Origin of the sequence: Pseudomonas bijieensis, from assembly GCF_013347965.1 — a bacterium.
Classification (GTDB): domain Bacteria; phylum Pseudomonadota; class Gammaproteobacteria; order Pseudomonadales; family Pseudomonadaceae; genus Aquipseudomonas; species Aquipseudomonas bijieensis.
This window is the reverse complement of record NZ_CP048810.1, coordinates 1,315,602-1,334,698: the sequence shown is the minus strand read 5'-3', so window position 1 is coordinate 1,334,698 and position 19,097 is coordinate 1,315,602. Positions and strand designations below refer to the sequence as shown.

The window sequence follows — 19,097 nt, the reverse complement described above, 5'->3', positions numbered from 1 at the left end:
ACTTTCGCTGCAAATAGCGGGTGGACCAAGATCAGGGAGTCCTTCGGCCTCCAGCGGGAGCAAGCTCCCTCGCCACATTCATCAGTCTCACGAATGTCTTCCGATTCACCCTTGGCGATATCCTCCTGGTTAACAAAAGATAACGTGGCGTCGATTGTCAGACCTTTCGAAAGCCCGATAGGATAGGTCAGCTTCCGAAGTGGCTCTAGATTGCAGGTTTCAGGACTATGCTCCAAGACTGGCAACGTACCAAGCCATAACAATAATAATGGGGGAAAGGTCTATGAATGAGCCTGTCATGGCTGTGGGCCGCAGCCGGCCGCCGATGCTGCGCAGGGTCGCGTTGCTGGCTTCGGCGCTCTCGCTGCTGGGCTCTGCCGTGTTATCGGCACCGGTGATGGCTGTTGCGGCGTCGACATCCGATGTCATCTATTCCGTCGAATCGGCCAAGGCCAGCAAAACCCTGATGCTCGATGTGGTCCACGCCGGCCAGCGCCTGGTGGCGGTCGGTGATCGGGGCCACATTGTCTATTCGGACGACCAGGGCAAGTCCTGGACCCAGGCCAAGGTGCCGACTCGCCAATTGCTTACCGCGGTATTTTTCGTCGATGACAAACACGGCTGGGCCGTGGGGCACGACGCGCAGATCCTCGCCAGCGATGACGGTGGCAGCACCTGGACCAAGCAATTCGAAGACCTGACCCGTGAAGCGCCGCTACTGGATGTCTGGTTCAAGGATGCCAGTAACGGTTTCGCCGTGGGTGCCTACGGTGCGCTGCTGGAAACCACCGACGGCGGCCAGCACTGGGAAAGTGTCAGCGACCGCCTCGATAACGAAGACCAGTTCCACCTCAATGCCATCGCCGCTGTGAAAGATGCCGGACTGTTCATTGTCGGCGAGGCCGGCAGCATGTTCCGCTCCGCCGACTGGGGGCAGACCTGGGAAAAGGTCGAAGGCCCTTACGAAGGCTCGCTGTTCGGGGTCATCGGCACCGCCCAACCCTCGACGCTGCTGGCCTACGGCTTGCGCGGCAACCTTTATCGCTCCACGGACTTTGGCGGTACCTGGGAACAGGTCGAGCTCAAGGCCGCTCGGGGCGCCCTGGAGTTTGGTCTGTCAGGCGCCACGCTGTTGGCGGACGGTTCCATCGTGATTGTCGGCAACGGCGGCAGCGTGGTGCGCAGCACCGACGACGGCGTGACCTTCAGCGTGTTCAACCGTCCGGACCGGATTTCCGTGGCAGCCGTTACGGCGGCAGGCAACGGCAACCTGATCCTGGCGGGGCAAGGCGGCGTGCGTGCCACCACGTCCACCGGCGCCGAACTGAGCAAATGAGTCAGGCCTGCAAGAAGGGCATAAAAACAAGAAGGCGGAACCCATGAGCAGTCATCACCAAGACAAGGCGACGTTCCTCGAGCGCCTGATTTTCAACAACCGCCCGGCAGTGATCGTCATTTGCCTGTTGGTCAGCATTTTCCTGTTCTGGCAGGCCACGCTGATCCGGCCATCGACCAGCTTCGAAAAAATGATCCCCCTCGAGCACCCCTTCATCCAGAAGATGCTCGAACACCGCAACGACCTGGCGAACCTGGGCAATACGGTGCGCATCTCCGTGGAAGCCACCAATGGCGACATTTTCTCCAAGGAATACATGGAGACCCTGCGCCAGATCCACGACGAGGTCTTCTACATCTCCGGCGTCGACCGTTCCGGGCTCAAGTCATTGTGGAGCCCGAGCGTGCGCTGGACCGAAGTGACGGAGGAGGGCTTCGCCGGTGGCGAGGTGATCCCCCAGAGCTATAACGGCTCGGCCGACAGCCTCGATCTGCTGCGCAACAACGTGCTCAAGTCCGGCCAGGTCGGGCGCCTGGTGGCCAACGATTTCAAGTCGAGCATTATCGACATCCCGCTGCTGGAGTCCTATCCGGATCCGCAGGACCAGGGCAAATTGCTCGCCCTCGACTACCGGAAATTTTCCCACGAGCTTGAAGACAAGATCCGCAACAAGTTCGAGGCCCAGAACCCGAATGTGCAGATCCATATCGTCGGCTTCGCCAAGAAAGTCGGCGACCTGATCGACGGCCTGGTCATGGTGGTGCTGTTCTTCGGCGTGGCGTTCGTCATCACCCTGATCCTGCTGTACTGGTTCACCAACTGCATGCGCAGCACCATTGCGGTATTGACCACTACCCTGGTGGCGGTGGTCTGGCAATTGGGGCTGATGCACGCCGCCGGTTTCGGCCTGGATCCGTACTCGATGCTGGTGCCGTTCCTCATCTTTGCCATCGGCATTTCCCACGGCGTGCAGAAAATCAACGGTATCGCCTTGCAGTCCAGCGAGGCGGACAACGCCCTGACCGCGGCGCGGCGCACTTTCCGGCAGTTGTTCCTGCCGGGGATGATTGCGATCCTGGCGGACGCCGTGGGCTTCATCACCTTGCTGATCATCGACATCGGTGTGATCCGCGAACTGGCCATTGGCGCCTCCATCGGTGTGGCGGTGATTGTGTTCACCAACCTGATCCTGCTGCCGGTGGCGATCTCCTACGCTGGCATCAGCAAGCGCGCGGTCGAGCGCAGCAAGAAAGACGCGACCCGCGAACATCCGTTCTGGCGCATGCTGTCGAACTTCGCCAGCGCCAAGGTCGCGCCAGTGTCCATTGCCCTGGCGGTGATCGCCTTTGGCGGTGGCCTCTGGTACAGCCAGAACCTGAAGATCGGCGACCTCGACCAGGGCGCGCCGGAACTGCGTCCAGACTCGCGCTACAACCAGGACAACAACTTCATCATCAGCAACTATTCCACCAGTTCCGATGTACTGGTGGTGATGGTCAAGACCAAGGCCGAAGGCTGCTCGCGTTATGAAGCCATGGCGCCCATCGACGAGCTGATGTGGAAGATGCAGAACACCGAGGGCGTGCAGTCGGCGATTTCCCTGGTGACCGTGTCCAAGCAGATGATCAAGGGCATGAACGAGGGCAACCTGAAATGGGAAACCCTGTCGCGCAACCCTGACGTGCTGAACAACTCCATCGCCCGGGCCGATGGCCTGTACAACAACAGCTGTTCGTTGGCGCCGGTGCTGGTGTTCCTCAACGACCACAAGGCCGAGACCCTGGATCGCGCGGTGAAGGCCGTGCAGGACTTCGCCAAGGAAAACAACCGTGACGGGTTGGAGTTCATCCTCGCCGCCGGTAACGCCGGCATCGAAGCGGCCACCAACGAAGTGATCAAGGAATCGGAACTGACCATCCTGATCCTGGTGTACATCTGCGTGGCGACCATGTGCATGATCACCTTCCGCTCCTGGGCGGCGACGCTGTGCATCGTGCTGCCGCTGGTACTGACCTCTGTACTGGGCAACGCCCTGATGGCCTTCATGGGCATTGGCGTGAAGGTCGCGACCTTGCCGGTGGTCGCCCTCGGCGTGGGGATTGGCGTGGACTACGGGATCTACATCTACAGCCGCCTGGAGAGCTTCCTGCGCGCCGGATTGCCGTTGCAGGAGGCCTACTACCAGACCCTGAAGTCCACCGGTAAAGCCGTATTGTTCACCGGCCTGTGCCTGGCCATCGGCGTGTGCACCTGGATCTTCTCGGCCATCAAGTTCCAGGCCGACATGGGCTTGATGCTGACGTTCATGTTGCTGTGGAACATGTTCGGTGCGCTGTGGCTGCTGCCGGCGCTGGCACGGTTCCTGATCAAGCCGGAGAAGCTGGCGGGGCAGAAGGGTAATTCGTTGTTTGCACATTGATCGAGGGCGAACCTGTCCAGTACAGCCCTAGTGGCGAACCCATGTGGGAGCGAGCGTGCTCGCGATAGCGGTGTGACAGTCAATGAAGGTGTTGAATGTCCGTCCGCCATCGCGAGCAAGCTCGCTCCCACAGGTTTTCTAGTGACCCACAGACTGATCATTCCAGCCAATCTGAGGTGTGCCACGTCGGGTGGTTGCCAGGGGGGTATCAGGAAGGATCGGCGCCCAGCACCACATTCAGCGCGCTACGGGCGTCGTCCAACTGCACTAGGGTGGCATGGCGGGCGCCGAGGGCATCGCGGTTTTCGATGGCGGTGAGGATCGCCTTGTGCCGCGGCATCGCCAACTCGTGCAGGTTGGGCCGCTGGTTGGAGTGCTTGAGCGCTTCGGCGATGGCCACCGACAACATGTTGCACAGGTTGGCGAGTAGATCGTTGTGGGTGGCGTCGGCGATGCGGCTGTGGAAGTCCAGGTCCGGTTGCAGCACGGCCTCGGGGGTCGGTGCCGCTTCCATGCGCTGGTAGGCTTCGCGGATGGCGGCGATGTCGCTGTCGGTCGCGAATTGCGCAGCGAGGGCGGCAGCGGCCGGCTCGATGATACTGCGCACGCTGGTCAGCAAACCGAAGAATTCGTTTTGCGGGCTGCTCTGCATCAGCCAGTGCAGCACGTCAGGGTCGAGCATGTGCCATTCCCGGCGGGCCTTGACCACCGTGCCCACGCGCGGGCGCGAATACACCAGGCCCTTGGCGACGAGCACCCGTGTGGCTTCGCGCAGCACCGGGCGGCTGACCGCATACTCTTCGCACAACAAGGCTTCGGCGGGCAGTTTGTCATCCGGTTTGAAACGCCCGGAGACGATCTGCATACCCAGTTCCTGGACGATGCGCGCGTGCATGCTTTTGCGGTCGGAGGGTTTACGGTAATCCATGGGGGATGGCGCGATCCTGTGCGAAGGGGGTGCTGCGCATGATAGCAGGCGCGGTGAGGGCGGGTCGCTAGTGCGATTTTTTGAGGTGGATGCAGACCCCATTGTGGGAGCTTATGTGGGGGCTGAGCTTGCTCGCGATGAGGCCCTTCCAGTCAATATCTCTGTTGTCTGGCACACCGCAATCGCGAGCAAGCTCAGCTCCCACAAAAGCTTGCATCCCACAGGGGGATGCCACAAGGGGATGGATGGAGTCAGTGGGAGTGGCGAGGCACCTCGGCGCCACGGCAGCCCACCAGGAAGTCGAAGTCACAACCCTGGTCCGCTTGCAGCACATGGTCGATGTACAGCTGGCGGTAGCCGCCCACCAACAGGTTCTGCGGTGGCGGCAGGTCGGCCAGGCGCGCGGCAAGTTCGGCGTCCGGGATGTCCAGGTGCAGGCGGCCGCTGGCGCAATCGAGCTCGATCCAGTCACCTTCCTTCACCGCGGCCAGAGGTCCGCCAGCAGCGGCTTCCGGTGCCACGTGCAGCACCACGGTGCCGTAGGCAGTGCCGCTCATGCGTGCGTCGGAAATCCGTACCATGTCGGTCACGCCCTGGGCCAGCAGCTTGGCCGGCAGGCCCATGTTGCCGACTTCGGCCATGCCCGGATAACCCTTCGGCCCACAGTTTTTCATCACCAGGATCGAGTTGGCGTCCACGTCCAGTTCCGGGTCGTTGATGCGGGCCTTGTACTCGTCGAAGTTCTCGAACACCACTGCGCGACCGCGATGTTGCATCAGCTCCGGCGTCGCGGCGGACGGCTTGAGCACCGCACCCAGCGGCGCCAGGTTGCCGCGCAGCACGCAGATGCCGCCGTCGGCGCGGATCGGGTTGTCCAGGGTGCGGATGACTTCGTCCTGGCCGTAGATCGGTGCGTCCTTGGTGTTCTCGCCGAGGCTCTTGCCGTTGACGGTCAGGGCGTTCGGATGGGGGATCAGGTTTGCTTCACCGAGACGGCGCAGCACGGCGGGCAGACCGCCGGCATAGTAGAACTCTTCCATCAGGAAGCGTCCGGACGGCTGCAGGTCGACGATGGTCGGCATGCCACGACCGATGCGGGTCCAGTCGTCCAGGTCCAGTTGCACGCCGATGCGCCCGGCAATGGCTTTGAGGTGGATCACCGCGTTGGTCGAGCCACCGATGGCGGCGTTGACGCGGATGGCATTCTCGAAGGCTTCCTTGGTCAGGATCTTCGACAGCTTCAAGTCTTCACGGACCATTTCTACAGCGCGCATGCCGGACATGTGCGCCAGCACGTAACGGCGCGCGTCCACGGCTGGAATGGCCGCGTTGTGGGGCAGGGACGTACCGAGGGCTTCGGCCATGCAGGCCATGGTCGAGGCGGTACCCATGGTGTTACAGGTGCCGGCCGAGCGAGACATGCCGCCCTCGGCCGCGAGGAAATCGTCGATGGTGATGGTGCCGGCCTTGACCTGCTCGCTCAGTTGCCAGACCACCGTGCCCGAACCGATGTCCTGGCCCTTGTGCTTGCCATTGAGCATTGGCCCGCCGGTGACGACGATAGCCGGTACGTCGCAACTGGCGGCGCCCATCAGCAGGGCTGGAGTGGTCTTGTCGCAACCGGTGAGCAACACCACGCCGTCAATCGGGTTGCCGCGAATCGCCTCTTCCACGTCCATGCTCGCCAGGTTGCGGGTCAGCATGGCAGTGGGGCGCAGGTTCGATTCGCCGTTGGAGAACACCGGAAATTCCACCGGGAAGCCCCCGGCCTCGATCACGCCGCGCTTGACGTGCTCGGCGATCTGCCGGAAGTGCGCGTTGCACGGCGTCAGCTCCGACCAGGTGTTACAGATGCCGATGATTGGCTTGCCATGGAACTGATGGTCGGCGATGCCCTGATTTTTCATCCAGCTGCGGTACATGAAGCCGTTTTTGTCGGCGGTGCCAAACCATTGGGCCGAGCGCAGGGAGGGTTTCTTATCAGACATGATCGATTCTCTTATTGTATGACTATATAGTTCGAGCTGAAGCGTAACATAAGCGCAATTTACGCGGTTTGGAAGTGTTGTTGGGTAAATAGTATTACTATATAGTCCGATTCAACGGAGGGATTGTCCTGGCGGTCATTCGCGAGAGAAATCCCCCGAGGTTCCATAACAACAACAATCGGAGACCGGTCCCATGAGCCAGGAATTGCGGCTTATTCGTCGCATCACGCTGAAACTGATTCCCTTCCTGATCCTGCTGTACCTGATCGCCTATGTAGACCGCTCCGCCGTGGGCTTTGCCAAGCTGCACATGGGCGCTGACATCGGTATTGGCGATGCCGCCTACGGCCTGGGCGCAGGGCTGTTTTTCATCGGGTATTTCCTGCTGGAGATCCCCAGCAACCTGATGCTCGAACGCTTCGGAGCCCGGCGCTGGTTCGCCCGGATCATGATCACCTGGGGCGCCATCACCATCGGCATGGCGTTCGTCCAAGGCCCGCATAGCTTCTATGTGATGCGCTTTTTGCTGGGCGCGGCCGAAGCCGGGTTCTTCCCGGGCGTGCTGTACTACATCACCCAATGGTTTCCGGTGCGCCATCGCGGCAAGATCCTGGGCCTGTTCATTCTTTCCCAACCCATCGCGATGATGATCACCGGCCCGGTGTCCGGTGGCTTGCTGGGCATGGACGGCATCCTTGGCCTGCACGGCTGGCAGTGGCTGTTCATCGTCATCGGCCTGCCAGCGGTGCTGTTGACCTGGCCGGTGCTGCGTTACCTGCCGGATGGCCCGCAACAAGTGAAATGGATGGACCAGGCCGAGAAGGACTGGCTGACCGGTGAGCTGAAAAAAGACTTACAGGAATATGGTCAGACTCGCCATGGCAACCCGCTGCACGCCTTGAAAGACAAGCGTGTCTTGCTGCTGGCACTGTTCTATCTGCCGGTGACCTTGAGCATTTACGGCCTGGGCTTGTGGCTGCCAACGCTGATCAAACAGTTCGGCGGCAGTGATTTGGTGACCGGCTTCGTGTCGTCGGTGCCGTACATCTTCGGCATCGTCGGCCTGCTGATCATTCCCCGCAGTTCCGACCGCCTGAACGATCGCTACGGTCACCTGGCCGTGTTGTACGTGCTGGGCGCCATCGGCCTGTTCCTCAGCGCCTGGTTGTCGGTGCCGGTGTTGCAATTGGCGGCGCTGTGCCTGGTGGCGTTCGCGCTGTTTTCCTGCACGGCGGTGTTCTGGACCTTGCCCGGGCGATTCTTTGCCGGCGCCAGTGCGGCGGCGGGTATCGCGCTGATCAACTCGGTGGGCAACCTGGGTGGTTACATCGGGCCGTTCGTGATCGGCGCGTTGAAGGAGTACACCGGCAACCTGGCTTCGGGGCTGTATTTCCTGTCGGGTGTGATGGTCTTTGGCCTGGTGTTGACCGGCGTGGTGTATCGGTTGCTGGAGCGCAAGCATGTGCTGCCGGCGGATCAATTCGCGGCCAGCGCCCGGGGGGCAACGCGTACATAAATTTGCGGGTCGACGCCGATCAAACTGTGGGAGCGAGCCTGCTCGCGATAGCGGTTTTACATTCACCCATGATGTCGACTGTGAGATCGCATCGCGAGCAGGCTCGCTCCCACAGGGGACCGCACCGAATTCAAGTTTTGTTTACAGGGAGAAAATCCATGCGTTTAGTTCAGTTCGAATTGCCTGGCGGCGAGCGCCGTGTCGGTGTGGTCGACGGCCAGCAAGTACGGGAAGTGCAGGGCGCCGGGAGCGTGCGCGACCTGGCGCTGGCGGCCATCAAGGCCGGTGTGAAGCTTGAGCAGCAGGTCAACAGCCTGGGCTTGGGCGCCAGCCATGACTACGCGCGGTTGCTCGCTGAGCTGCGCATCCTGCCTCCACTGGACCACCCGGACCCGGCGCACCTGCTGGTCAGCGGCACCGGCCTGACCCACCTGGGCAGTGCCTCGGCCCGGGACAAGATGCACCAGCAGGCTGGCGACGAAGCGACCATGACCGACACCATGCGCATCTTCAAGTGGGGTGTGGAGGGCGGCAAGCCCGAGGCCGGGCAGGCCGGTGTGCAACCGGAATGGTTCTATAAGGGCGACGGCAGTATTGTGGTCCGTCCGGGCCATCCGTTCCCGCTGCCGCCGTTCGCCGAAGACGCGGGCGAGGAGCCGGAAATCAGTGGCCTGTATGTCATCGGCCATGACGGCAAGCCGTATCGCCTGGGCTTTGCGGTGGGCAACGAGTTTTCCGACCACGTGATGGAGCGCAAGAATTACCTGTACCTGGCCCATTCGAAATTGCGCAGTTGCAGTTTTGGCCCGGAACTTCGCGTGGGTGAATTGCCTCAACATCTGTCCGGGACCAGTCGTATCCTGCGCAACGGCGAAGTGCTGTGGCAGAACGAATTCCTCAGCGGCGAGGCGAACATGTGCCACAGCCTGGAAAACCTGGAATTCCACCATTTCAAGTACAGTCAGTTCCTGCGCCCGGGGGATGTCCACGTTCACTTCTTCGGCACCGCGACCCTGTCGTTCGCCGACGGCATCCGCACGCAGCCGGGGGATGTGTTCGAAATCAGCCAGGCTGAGTTCGGCGCGCCGCTGGTCAACGGCATTGCCCCGGTGGACGCGGTGTTCAACCCGGGTACTATCGGCACACTTTAAAGGAGACTTGCGATGAACCAGATCCTTGGCCACAACTACATCGGCGGGGCGCGCAGTGCGGCCGGCCAGACTCGCCTGCAGAGCGTCGACGCCAGCACCGGCGAAGCCTTGCCCCATGATTTCATCCAGGCCACGGCAGAAGAAGTCGACGCCGCCGCCAAGGCCGCCGCTGCTGCTTATCCGGCCTATCGCAGCCTGAGCGCGGTGCGTCGCGCCGAGTTCCTCGAAGCCATTGCCGATGAACTGGATGCCCTGGGCGATGAGTTCGTCGCCGTAGTCTGCCGTGAAACCGCATTGCCGGCGGCGCGGATCCAGGGCGAGCGCGGTCGCACCAGCGGCCAGATGCGTCTGTTCGCCAAGGTCTTGCGCCGTGGCGATTTCTACGGTGCGCGCATCGACCGGGCCTTGCCGGAGCGCACGCCGTTGCCCCGTCCGGACCTGCGTCAGTACCGCATCGGCCTGGGCCCGGTGGCGGTGTTCGGCGCCAGCAACTTCCCCCTGGCGTTCTCCACGGCCGGTGGCGACACGGCGTCGGCCCTGGCCGCCGGTTGCCCGGTGGTATTCAAGGCCCATAGCGGGCACATGGCGACCGCCGAGTACGTGGCCGATGCAATTATCCGTGCGGCTGAAAAGTCCGCGATGCCGGCCGGTGTGTTCAACATGATCTACGGCGGTGGCGTCGGCGAGTGGCTGGTCAAGCATCCGGCGATCCAGGCCGTGGGCTTCACCGGCTCCCTCAAGGGTGGGCGTGCCTTGTGCGACATGGCGGCCGCGCGGCCACAGCCGATTCCGGTGTTTGCCGAAATGTCGAGCATCAACCCAGTGATCGTGCTGCCGCAAGCGCTGGAGACCCGCGCCGAAAGTATCGCTCGCGACCTGACCGCTTCGGTGGTGCAGGGCTGCGGTCAGTTCTGTACCAACCCGGGCCTGGTGATTGGTATTCGCTCGCCGCAATTCACGGCCTTCACCCAGCAGGTCGCCGCGCTGATCGGCGACCAGGCGCCCCAGACCATGCTCAACGCCGGCACGCTGCAAAGCTACGGCAAGGGCCTGCAAAAACTGCTGGCTCACCCGGGCATCGAACGCCTGGCCGGGCGCGAGCAGCAGGGCAACCAGGCCCAGCCGCAGCTGTTCAAGGCCGACGCCAGTCTGTTGATCAAGGGTGACGAAGCGCTGCAAGAAGAAGTGTTCGGCCCCACCACCGTATTTGTCGAAGTCGCCGACCAGGCGCAACTGACCGCCGCGCTGAACGGCCTGCACGGTCAACTGACCGCAACGATGATCGGCGAACCGGCGGATTTCGAACGCTTCAGCGAATTGACGCCGTTGTTGGAACAGAAGGTCGGTCGCATCCTGCTCAACGGTTATCCGACCGGGGTGGAAGTGTGTGATTCGATGGTTCACGGCGGGCCTTACCCGGCGACCTCCGATGCTCGTGGTACTTCGGTGGGGACTTTGGCGATCGATCGTTTCCTGCGTCCGGTGTGCTTCCAGAACTATCCCGACAGCCTGTTGCCCGAGCCGCTGAAGAATGCCAACCCGTTGGGGATCCTGCGGTTGGTGGATGGGGTGCCGGGGCGCGAGGCGCTCTGACCTTCGCGGTGAGGCAGTTGCATCGGGGTTGAATGAGCTGCAGCTATCGCGAGCAGGCTCGCTTCCACAGGGGATCTCTAGTGAATACAGAGTTTGTGTTCGCTGAAAATCCAAGTGTGGGAGCGAGCCTGCTCGCGATGGCGATCTGGCAGGCGAAAGTGCTTTCGAACCTTATGGCCCAAGGCCCACTCCCACATTGGGTTATCATGGCAACTTTCCCAATGACCGACTGATCACCATGACTGCCGTAACCGCCCCCCTCCTGCTCGCCCTCGAATCCTGCGACATGCTGATTATCGACAGGTTGCACGCGTTCGATTTTTACCTCGACGAGCAGGAGCAATTGCACGTCGAGTGCATGAACGGCCGTACCCTCGAGTACTGGCGTTTCACGCCGACGCAAATGCAGGCCGCGACGTTCGACAAAGCCGAGAATCACTGGATCATCACCAGCGATTCGGGCGACCACCACTTGGAGTGCGTGGAAGCGACCAGCGGCCACGACGATGAGGATGAGGAACATGAAGATGCGTAGTTTCTGGCCGCTGTTGATGGCCGGCAGCTTGGGTGCCATGGGCGTTCAGGCCGATACCAACGAACGTCATCAACTGCTGGTGGGGTCCTACACCGCCGGCCAGAGCCAGGGCATCTACCGCTTGCAATTCGACAGCCGCACCGGCCAGCTCGATGCCAATCCCTTGCAAGTCATCAAGACGGACAACCCTTCGTGGTTGACTCTCTCGCCCGACCTGACGCGGCTGTTCGTGGTCAACGAAAACGGTCCGGGCCAGAGAGACCCGGTGGGCAAGGTCAGCAGTTACACCATCGACCCGAAGACCCACGAACTGAGCCTGATCAACCAGGTGCAGTCCCTGGGCAACGAGCCGACTCATTCCAGCCTCAGCGGCGATGGCCGTCATTTGCTGGTCAGCAACTATTCGGTGGTGGAAGACCCGGGTGGCACCCTGGCGGTGTTGCCGGTGGCCTCTGACGGCAAGTTGTCACCCCCGGTGCAGTTGAGCAGCCATCAGCCGAGCCGGGTCAATCCCGAGCGGCAGATGTCGGCCCATGTGCATGCCGCCGTGTCCTCTCCAGATGGCAAGTACGTATTCGCCAACGACCTGGGGGCGGACAAGGTGTTCATCTACCGCTATGACCCCAAGGCCAATCCCGAACTACCGTTGACCGCCGCCGCCCCTGCCTTCGTGCAGTTACCACCCGGCAGCGGCCCGCGTCACCTGCTGTTCAGCGCCGATGGCAAGCATGCCTGGCTGACCATGGAAATGAGCGCGCAAGTGGCTGTGTTCGATTACCAGGACGGACACCTGACCCAGCGCCAATTGGTGGACCTGGCGGCTGGCAAACCTCAGCCGGGTAGGGCGGCAGCCGCGCTGCATGCTTCCGGGGACGGGAAGTTTCTCTACGTCAGCAATCGTGGCACCACCAATGAAATACTGGTGTTCGCCATCGACCCGGTCGCCGGCACGCTGAAAGAGCTTCAGCGTCGCTCGGTCGAAGGCGATCATCCTCGGGAGTTCAGTCTCGATCCGAGTGGCAAGTTCCTGCTGATCGCCAACCAGAAGAGCAACCAGATCGTGGTGCTCGAGCGCGATTCCAAGACCGGCCTGCTGGGTAAAACCGTGCAGAAATTGCCGGTGGATGCCCCCAGCGACCTGAAGTTCATCGTCCGTCAATAGACCGCAGGCCGCGTTTTTCGTGGCCCGCGCCGTTGTATCAACGAGACTGATATTCGCTAGTACTACAAAGCATTTCAAGACGAGACGCCTCGGCGCGTAAGTTTGCTTCACGGCCCAACCGGGCAAGCCAGCCAACTGAATCCGAGGTCTACCGCCATGAATCTGAATCTCTTCTCTGTAATCGCCGCTTCCGCTATCTCCGCCACCGTGGCGCTGCCAGCCAGTGCCAACATCGAGATCAGCGACAAAAGAAACCGCACCCAGAGCTACACCGAGAAATACCTGCAACAAAGCGCCAACTTCTATGCCGCGTTGGACCACAAGACCCAACACTGAAATATCGCCCAACGACAGAAGCCTGCGATCTTTTCATCTTCCCTGACGTTCAGGTGGAGAGAAAAGATCGCAGGCTTCGCCGTTTCCAGTGAAATCCTACTGTAATATCACTTGGCCATGTGTTTAAATTTGGCGCTGACAAATTGACTCCTTTACCGATAAGGATCGACACCATGGCGATGCGTCTGGCAGTGATGCTGCTGTTTCTCTACTCGACTCCAATTGTTTCAGCCGCTCAGCCGGATTCCGCTGAGTTGGAAGTGGCGCGTGAGCGATTGTTGAGTTTGCTGAGTGACTGAGTGGGTCTGCTTAGAGATTTTGCGAGAGCAAGGCTTGCCCGTAGTGGAGGTTGATTTTCTCTGTGGGAGCAAAGCTTGCTCGCGATGAACGATGACGCGGTTCTTTTCAGGGACTGAGGCGTCTGCATCGCGGGCAAGCCTTGCTCCCACAGAAGTGCCCCTCGCCACAGGGCTGTGTGCGGGCAGTTACTTGGCCATTATCGCCATGAACAGCTCGGACTCCAGAAACCTTTGCAACCAGTCCTGTAGCCGCGGGTAGGGCGCCTGGGCGAACCATTCACGGTCGACATGGGCGAACTGGCGCACGAACGGCATCAGCGCCACATCGGCCAGGCTCTGGTGATCCGCCGCCAGAAACGGCCGGGTTGCAAGCAATGCCTCCAGGCGGCGCAGAAAGTCTTCACCCTCGCGGCGGTAATGTTCCTGCGGATACTCGGGATGGCGTTCGGGGTATTTGTAGCGATTCAAGTGCAGCTTGAACACCTGGTCGTTTTCCTCGATCAACGCTGCCGTCAACGCCTGGCCTTCGAGGTCGCCGAACAATCTCCAATTATCCGGGTCCTGCTGCGCCAAGGCCCAGCGCATGATATCCAGGCTTTCATCGATCACCCGACCATCGACCTGCAGCACCGGCACCGTGCCTTTGCTGGAAAGTGCGAGCATCTCGGCTGGCTTGGCCTTCAGGCTGACCTCGACAATCTCCACCTCGACCGCGCTATAGCGCAATGCCATGCGCGCCCGCATCGCGTAGGGACAGCGCCGGAAGGAATAGAGCGTGGCGTGGCTCATGTCACCTCCACCGTGCTCAAGCCGTTGCCCTGGCGCCGGACCTGGATCTGTACCGGGATCCGCTCGTGCATTTCCTGCACGTGGGAAATCACCGCGACCTTGCGACCTTGGGCCTGCAGTCCGTCGAGGGCGTCCATCGCCAGTTGCAGGGATTCAGGATCGAGGCTGCCAAAACCTTCGTCGATGAACAGCGATTCGATCTTCAGGGTGCTGGACGCCATCGAGGCCAGGCCCAACGCCAGGGCGAGGGAGACCAGGAAAGTCTCGCCGCCGGACAACGAATGCACCGAGCGCAGTTCATCGCCCATTTCCGTGTCCATCACCAGCAGCCCGAGCATGCTGCCGCCGCGCTTGAGCCGATAGCGGCGCACCAATTGCCGCAGTTGGGCGTTGGCGTGGTGCACCAGCAAATCGAGGTTGTAGGCCTGGGCCAGCTTGCGGAAGCGGTCGCCGGTGGCCGAGCCGATCAGCGCATCCAGGCGTGCCCAGCGTTGGTACTCGGTGTAGGCCTGGTCGATCTGCTGGGCCAGGGCCTGGTTGGCATTCTGTCGGCGCTGGTCCTCGGCCTGGTCGGCGCGCAATTCGGCGCAACGCTGTTCGCTGACGGCGAATTGGGCCTGCAAGTCGGCGAGGGCCTGGGCGAGTTGTTCGGGCGCCAGGTTGCCGTTGTGCTGGGCCTGGTGGTTTTGCAGGCGCTGCTCGCGTTCGGTGAGCAGTACGCGGGCCTGTTCGATGGCTTTCTCGCTGTTGAGCAAGCGTTGGCGCAACTGGCTGACGTGCTGTTCGTCGAGGCTGAGCAGGGCCTCGAGGGAGGCGTCGTCCAGTTCGGGATGGGTCGTGCGCCATTGCGCGATGCCCGTTGCCAGGGCCTGGAGTTCGCTGTCCAGGGACTGGGCCTGTTCCTGCCGGGCCTTGAGTTCGGCGGCCAGTTGCACGAGGTTGTTGCGCAATTGCTGCAGCTGTTGATTGGCCGCTGCTTCGCCAAGACGAGCCTGTTCCAGGGCCTGATCGAGTTGTTGCTGCCACTGTTCGGCGCTGGCGTATGAGCCCAGCAGGTGTGTGAGTTTTTCCTGGCAAGCGTGATGTTGTTCGGTCAGGGCCTTGAATTGCTGCTGCGCCGATTCCAATTGCTGCACGCGGGTCTGCTGGCGGTCCTGTTCCTTCTCCAGGGTTTGCTGACGCTGGAGTTGTTCGCCGAATTCGTCACGCTGCTGTTCCAATTGCTCCAGGCGTTGGGCGATTTGCTGATCGAGCTGCATGAAGGTGGCGGCGGGCTCGGTGCGCAAGGCTTGCAACGTGTCTGCTGGCAACAAAGCGCTGAAGTGATGCAATTCATCGTCCAGGCGCTGGCGATCACGGGCCAGTTCCTGCTGCTGATTGCTCAGTTGCTGTGATGCCTGCTGGCTGGCCGTTTCGGCATTGCGCAGTTGCTGCGCCAGGCGCGCGGCGTCCTGTTGCAGGGTCAGCAGGGCGGTTTGCCGTTGTTCGTCCTGGTTGATGTGCTGGTGCAACTGGCTGTTCTGCTGCGCCAGCCAGGCGTCGCGTTTGTTCGAATCCTGGGCCAGCAATTGCGTCGACAGCGGGTGGGCTTCAAGGCTGGGCGCCAGGCTTTGTTGCTGGGCGGCGAGTTGTTCCTGCTGCTGCTTGAGCTCCTTGAGTTGGGCGATGACGCCACTGTATTGGGCCCGCAGGTCGATGACTTTTTCATTGAGCAGGTCGACGACCTTGCGGGCGTTGGCCTCTTCGGTTTCATCGAAGCGCCCGAGGCTTTGCAGCAGGGCTTCGGGCTGATGGTAAGGATGCTCGACGCTGCCGCACACCGGGCACGGTTGCTCGTCCTGCAACTGCGCGCGCAGTTGCTCGACGCTTTCACTGCGGGCCAGGCGCTGACGCTCCAGCAGTTCCCGGGTGACGGTCAGGGTCTGTTCGGCAATGGTCAGTTCGGCCTTGGCTTCGCCGCCTTCACGCACCAGCCGGTCACGTTCCTGCAGCGCTCGTTGCTGGCGCTGCTCAAGCTCGGCCCCGCGTTTGTCCAACTCTTGCTGACTGGCCCACAACCGGGTCAGGTCTTCGAAGGCGCGTAGTTGCTTGCGGTTGTCTTGCAGCAGGTTGCCGAGCAACTGGATCTGTTCGGCCACCGCTTCCGGTTCAGCGCCGGCTTCTTTATAGAGCACTTCGAGGTTTTGTCGCTGGTTTGCCAGCGCCTCGAAGGCGCGCGCGGCGCTTTGTTCCAGGGCGGTGAGTTCGGCCTGGCCCTTGTTCAAGCGATTGCCGATCAGCATCAGTTGTTGGAGGCGATCGCGATAGGCGTTCCAGGCATCGCTCAGCGGTGCCAGGTGCGTGCTTTGTTCAAGTTCGCCGGCGATCCGCTGCAAGCGCTCGGCCACCAGCCTTTGCTGTTCGAGCAGGCTGTCAATCGTGCGTTGGCCTTCGCTGCAAGCTTGTTGCGCCTGTTCCTGGCGCTCGGCGCTCTGGCTGACGTCCCTGGCGAGGCGGGTGAGGGTACTTTGCTCGTCGAAGGCCTGACGCAGCAACGGCGCGCTGTCGCTGCTGTGCTGGCGAGCGGTGGTCAGTGCCAGTTGCGCATTGGCCAGGTCCTTCTCCAGCGTGGTCTGCTGTGCCTGCAAGTCGATCTGCTGCTGGGTGAGTTGCTGGATCTGCACCGCCAACGGTTCGAGCTGGCGGGTCAGTTCCGTCTGACGAATGAACTGATGCCGCTGGGGCGCCAGTTGTTCCAGGCGCGTCAATTTCAGGCGTTCGTCGGCCAGCGCATCCCAATCGACCTGGGCCTGTTGCAGCTGCTCGGCGGCGCTGGTCTGTTCGTCCTGCAACTGGCGCAGGTCCTTGAGCCAGGTGTGTTGCAACTCCAACTGCTTGAGTTGTGCCTGTTGGGCCTTGAGTTGTTGCTGGGCGTCGTTGAAGCGCTGGTCCAGCTCGGCCCGGGCCTCCGGGGCCAGCGGTGTCACGCCGGTAGCCTGGTCCTGCAACTGCTTGTGGGTTTCCTTGGCTTGCTTGGCCTTGTCGAAGGCACGGCGGCCGAGGCGGGTGTACAGGGCGGTGTCGGTGAGTTTTTCCAGCAGTTCGCTGCGATCGTTGTCATCGGCCTTGAGGAACGCGCTGAACTCGCTCTGGGCCAGCAGCACGGCGCGGGTGAACTGTTCGAAATTCAGGCCCAGGGCGGCTTCGAGCTGGGCCTTGTACTCGCCTTTCTGGCTCGCCAGCAGTTGATCGTTGTCCAGGTCCCGCAGGCTCTGGCGGCTGGCTTGCAACTTGCCACCGGCCTTTTCCCGGGCGCGATTGGCTTCCCAGCGGGCCCGATAGCGGCGCCCGTCGATGCCGCGAAAATCCACTTCGGCATAACCATCGCCGGTACCACGGCGCAATAGCGTGCGCGGGTCGCCTGTGGCGATTTCGCCATCGACGTCCGGCACCTTGGCGTCGCGTCCGGTGTTATTGAGACGTGGCACGGCGCCGAACAGCGCCAGGCACAAGGCGTCGAGCAGGGTGCTCTTGCCGGCACCGGTGGGGCCGGTGATGGCGAACAGGCCGGCGCTGGCCAAGGGTTCGGCGGTGAAATCGATTTCAAAAGGCCCGGCCAGGGACGCCAGGTTCTTGAGGCGGATCGCGAGAATCTTCATGGTTGCTCGCTCTCCATCTGCACGTCTTGCAACAGCACGGCAAAATCCTTGAGGGTCTGTTCGTCCACTTCGTTGCCGTAGGTGTCCAGCCAGGCGCGGCTGAACAGCTCCTGCGGGCTGAGCTGATCCAGCTCCACCAGCGCGCCGCCGTCATCGGCACTGCCGGTGCCACCGTTGCCGGCGTATTCGGCAGCGATCCGTACCAGGCGTACGGCCTTGCCTTGCAACGCGGTTTCAACCTGGTGACGCAGGTCGGGTTGCGGTTCGTCGAGGCGCACCCGCACTTCCAGCCAGGGTTGACGATGGATGTCGGCTAGCAGGTCGATGTCGGGCAGGTCCTTGAGCTGCGCCAGGATCTCGGCCAGCGGTGCCGGACCCAGGCGTTGCAGGTTGACGGCCCGGGGAATCAGGCGTGGCTCGACCTTGACCAGGGTGTCGCCGTCCAGGGTGATGTCGAGGATCTGATGCTGATAGCCGATCTCCGAGAATGACAGCGGGATCGGCGAGCCACTGTAGCGGATCCGTTCTTCACCGTTGACCTTCTGCGGCTTGTGCAAGTGGCCGAGGGCGACGTAGCTGATGGTGGGGCCGAACAGGCTGGCGGGCAGGGCCTCGGCGTTGCCGATGATCAGGCTGCGTTCGGAATCCTCGGACACCGAACCGCCGGCCATGTGTGCGTGACTGATGGCGATCAGGGCCTGGCCTTTCTTGCGCTTGCTGTTGGCGGCGGCGATCAGCCATTCATGGACCTGGCCGATACCGCGCAGGTAGTCGTCACCCAGTTGCGCGCCGGTGACTTCGGCGGGCCGCAGGAACGGCAGGGCCAGGCACCACGCCTTGACCTTGCCCTTGGCGTCGGGCAATGGCAGCAGCAGGCGCTCGACATCCAATTGACCGTCGTCCAGCCACAACACCCGGCCCAGGGCGTGGGTGCGCAAGCGGCGCATCAGCGGCGCCGGCAACTCGATCCGCGAGCCGGAGTCATGGTTGCCGGCGATCATCACGATGGTCAGGTTGGCGTTTTGTTCATGGGCGCTGACGATGAAATCGTACAGCCGCTCCTGGGCTTTGACCGGTGGGTTGACGGTGTCGAAGATATCCCCGGCGATCAGCAGTACGTCGGGTTTTTCGTGGGTCAGCTGACGCAGCAGCCAGTCGAGGAAACAGGCGTGTTCGAAATCGCGCTCCTGGCCGTGCAGGTTTTGCCCCAGGTGCCAGTCGGAGGTGTGAAACAGACGCAAGGTAAACTCCAGGAAACAGATGATGGCCGCGGTGAAGAGGAGGGCGGCTAAAAGAAGCAGAGTTTACTGGGAAACTGGGGGGGGAGGACTTGTTCAACTTCGAGGTATCTGCTGCAGCGCAATCCTGTGGCGAGGGAGCTTGCTCCCGCTGGGCTGCGCAGCGGCC

The 19,097-nt window shown here is 62.0% G+C and carries 14 protein-coding genes; 9 read left to right on the top strand and 5 right to left on the bottom strand.

Translation table 11 applies throughout. The annotated features are described in order from the left end of the window. The first annotated feature begins 283 nt into the window (after nucleotides 1-283). Nucleotides 284-1,336 carry a WD40/YVTN/BNR-like repeat-containing protein gene (locus tag GN234_RS05515; protein WP_176688041.1) on the top strand — a complete coding sequence of 351 codons (1,053 nt, stop codon included), beginning with the start codon at nucleotides 284-286 and terminating at the stop codon, nucleotides 1,334-1,336. A 43-nt stretch (nucleotides 1,337-1,379) separates the two neighbouring features. Continuing rightward, nucleotides 1,380-3,755: an efflux RND transporter permease subunit gene (locus GN234_RS05510; protein WP_116832187.1), complete on the top strand. Its 2,376-nt coding sequence runs from the start codon at nucleotides 1,380-1,382 to the stop codon at nucleotides 3,753-3,755. A 208-nt stretch (nucleotides 3,756-3,963) separates the two neighbouring features. On the opposite strand, the gene GN234_RS05505 is transcribed toward GN234_RS05510, so the two are convergent. Beyond that, nucleotides 3,964-4,683, bottom strand: a complete 720-nt coding sequence (locus tag GN234_RS05505) for a FadR/GntR family transcriptional regulator (RefSeq protein ID WP_109756056.1) — start codon at nucleotides 4,681-4,683, stop codon at nucleotides 3,964-3,966. A 251-nt stretch (nucleotides 4,684-4,934) separates the two neighbouring features. Beyond that, nucleotides 4,935-6,671: an IlvD/Edd family dehydratase gene (locus GN234_RS05500; protein WP_116832188.1), complete on the bottom strand. Its 1,737-nt coding sequence runs from the start codon at nucleotides 6,669-6,671 to the stop codon at nucleotides 4,935-4,937. 193 nt (nucleotides 6,672-6,864) lie between these two features. Between GN234_RS05500 and GN234_RS05495 the strand changes: the two genes are divergently transcribed. The 7 genes from GN234_RS05495 to GN234_RS30135 all read left to right on the top strand — a co-directional run bounded on the left by GN234_RS05495 (nucleotide 6,865) and on the right by GN234_RS30135 (nucleotide 13,263). Then, nucleotides 6,865-8,187, top strand: coding sequence for an MFS transporter (locus GN234_RS05495; protein WP_060741990.1), 1,323 nt, complete (start codon nucleotides 6,865-6,867; stop codon nucleotides 8,185-8,187). A gap of 158 nt (nucleotides 8,188-8,345) precedes the next feature. Next, complete coding sequence (gene araD1, locus GN234_RS05490; RefSeq protein ID WP_176688040.1) at nucleotides 8,346-9,338, top strand: AraD1 family protein; 993 nt, start codon at nucleotides 8,346-8,348, stop codon at nucleotides 9,336-9,338. A 12-nt stretch (nucleotides 9,339-9,350) separates the two neighbouring features. Next, nucleotides 9,351-10,931 carry an aldehyde dehydrogenase (NADP(+)) gene (locus GN234_RS05485; protein WP_109756060.1) on the top strand — a complete coding sequence of 527 codons (1,581 nt, stop codon included), beginning with the start codon at nucleotides 9,351-9,353 and terminating at the stop codon, nucleotides 10,929-10,931. 238 nt (nucleotides 10,932-11,169) lie between these two features. Beyond that, nucleotides 11,170-11,466, top strand: coding sequence for a DUF5629 family protein (locus tag GN234_RS05480; RefSeq protein WP_176688039.1), 297 nt, complete (start codon nucleotides 11,170-11,172; stop codon nucleotides 11,464-11,466). Next, nucleotides 11,453-12,628, top strand: a complete 1,176-nt coding sequence (locus tag GN234_RS05475; protein ID WP_176688038.1) for a lactonase family protein — start codon at nucleotides 11,453-11,455, stop codon at nucleotides 12,626-12,628. Before GN234_RS05480 ends, GN234_RS05475 begins: the two co-directional genes overlap by 14 nt. A gap of 156 nt (nucleotides 12,629-12,784) precedes the next feature. Continuing rightward, nucleotides 12,785-12,964: a hypothetical protein gene (locus GN234_RS05470; RefSeq protein WP_109756063.1), complete on the top strand. Its 180-nt coding sequence runs from the start codon at nucleotides 12,785-12,787 to the stop codon at nucleotides 12,962-12,964. Between the two features lie 173 nt (nucleotides 12,965-13,137). Further along, nucleotides 13,138-13,263, top strand: a complete 126-nt coding sequence (locus tag GN234_RS30135; protein WP_256594285.1) for a hypothetical protein — start codon at nucleotides 13,138-13,140, stop codon at nucleotides 13,261-13,263. Between the two features lie 186 nt (nucleotides 13,264-13,449). Here GN234_RS30135 and GN234_RS05465 read toward each other — a convergent pair whose 3' ends face one another. Genes GN234_RS05465 through GN234_RS05455 form a run of 3 tightly spaced genes read right to left on the bottom strand, consistent with a single transcriptional unit; the run spans nucleotide 13,450 to nucleotide 18,931 of the window. Further along, nucleotides 13,450-14,052, bottom strand: coding sequence for a glutathione S-transferase (locus GN234_RS05465; RefSeq protein ID WP_176688037.1), 603 nt, complete (start codon nucleotides 14,050-14,052; stop codon nucleotides 13,450-13,452). Then, the gene (locus tag GN234_RS05460) at nucleotides 14,049-17,690 is read right to left on the bottom strand and encodes an AAA family ATPase (RefSeq protein WP_176688036.1); all 3,642 of its coding nucleotides are present in this window, start codon (nucleotides 17,688-17,690) and stop codon (nucleotides 14,049-14,051) included. Before GN234_RS05460 ends, GN234_RS05465 begins: the two co-directional genes overlap by 4 nt. Further along, nucleotides 17,687-18,931, bottom strand: coding sequence for an exonuclease SbcCD subunit D C-terminal domain-containing protein (locus GN234_RS05455; protein WP_176688035.1), 1,245 nt, complete (start codon nucleotides 18,929-18,931; stop codon nucleotides 17,687-17,689). Before GN234_RS05455 ends, GN234_RS05460 begins: the two co-directional genes overlap by 4 nt. Nucleotides 18,932-19,097 lie beyond the last annotated feature (166 nt).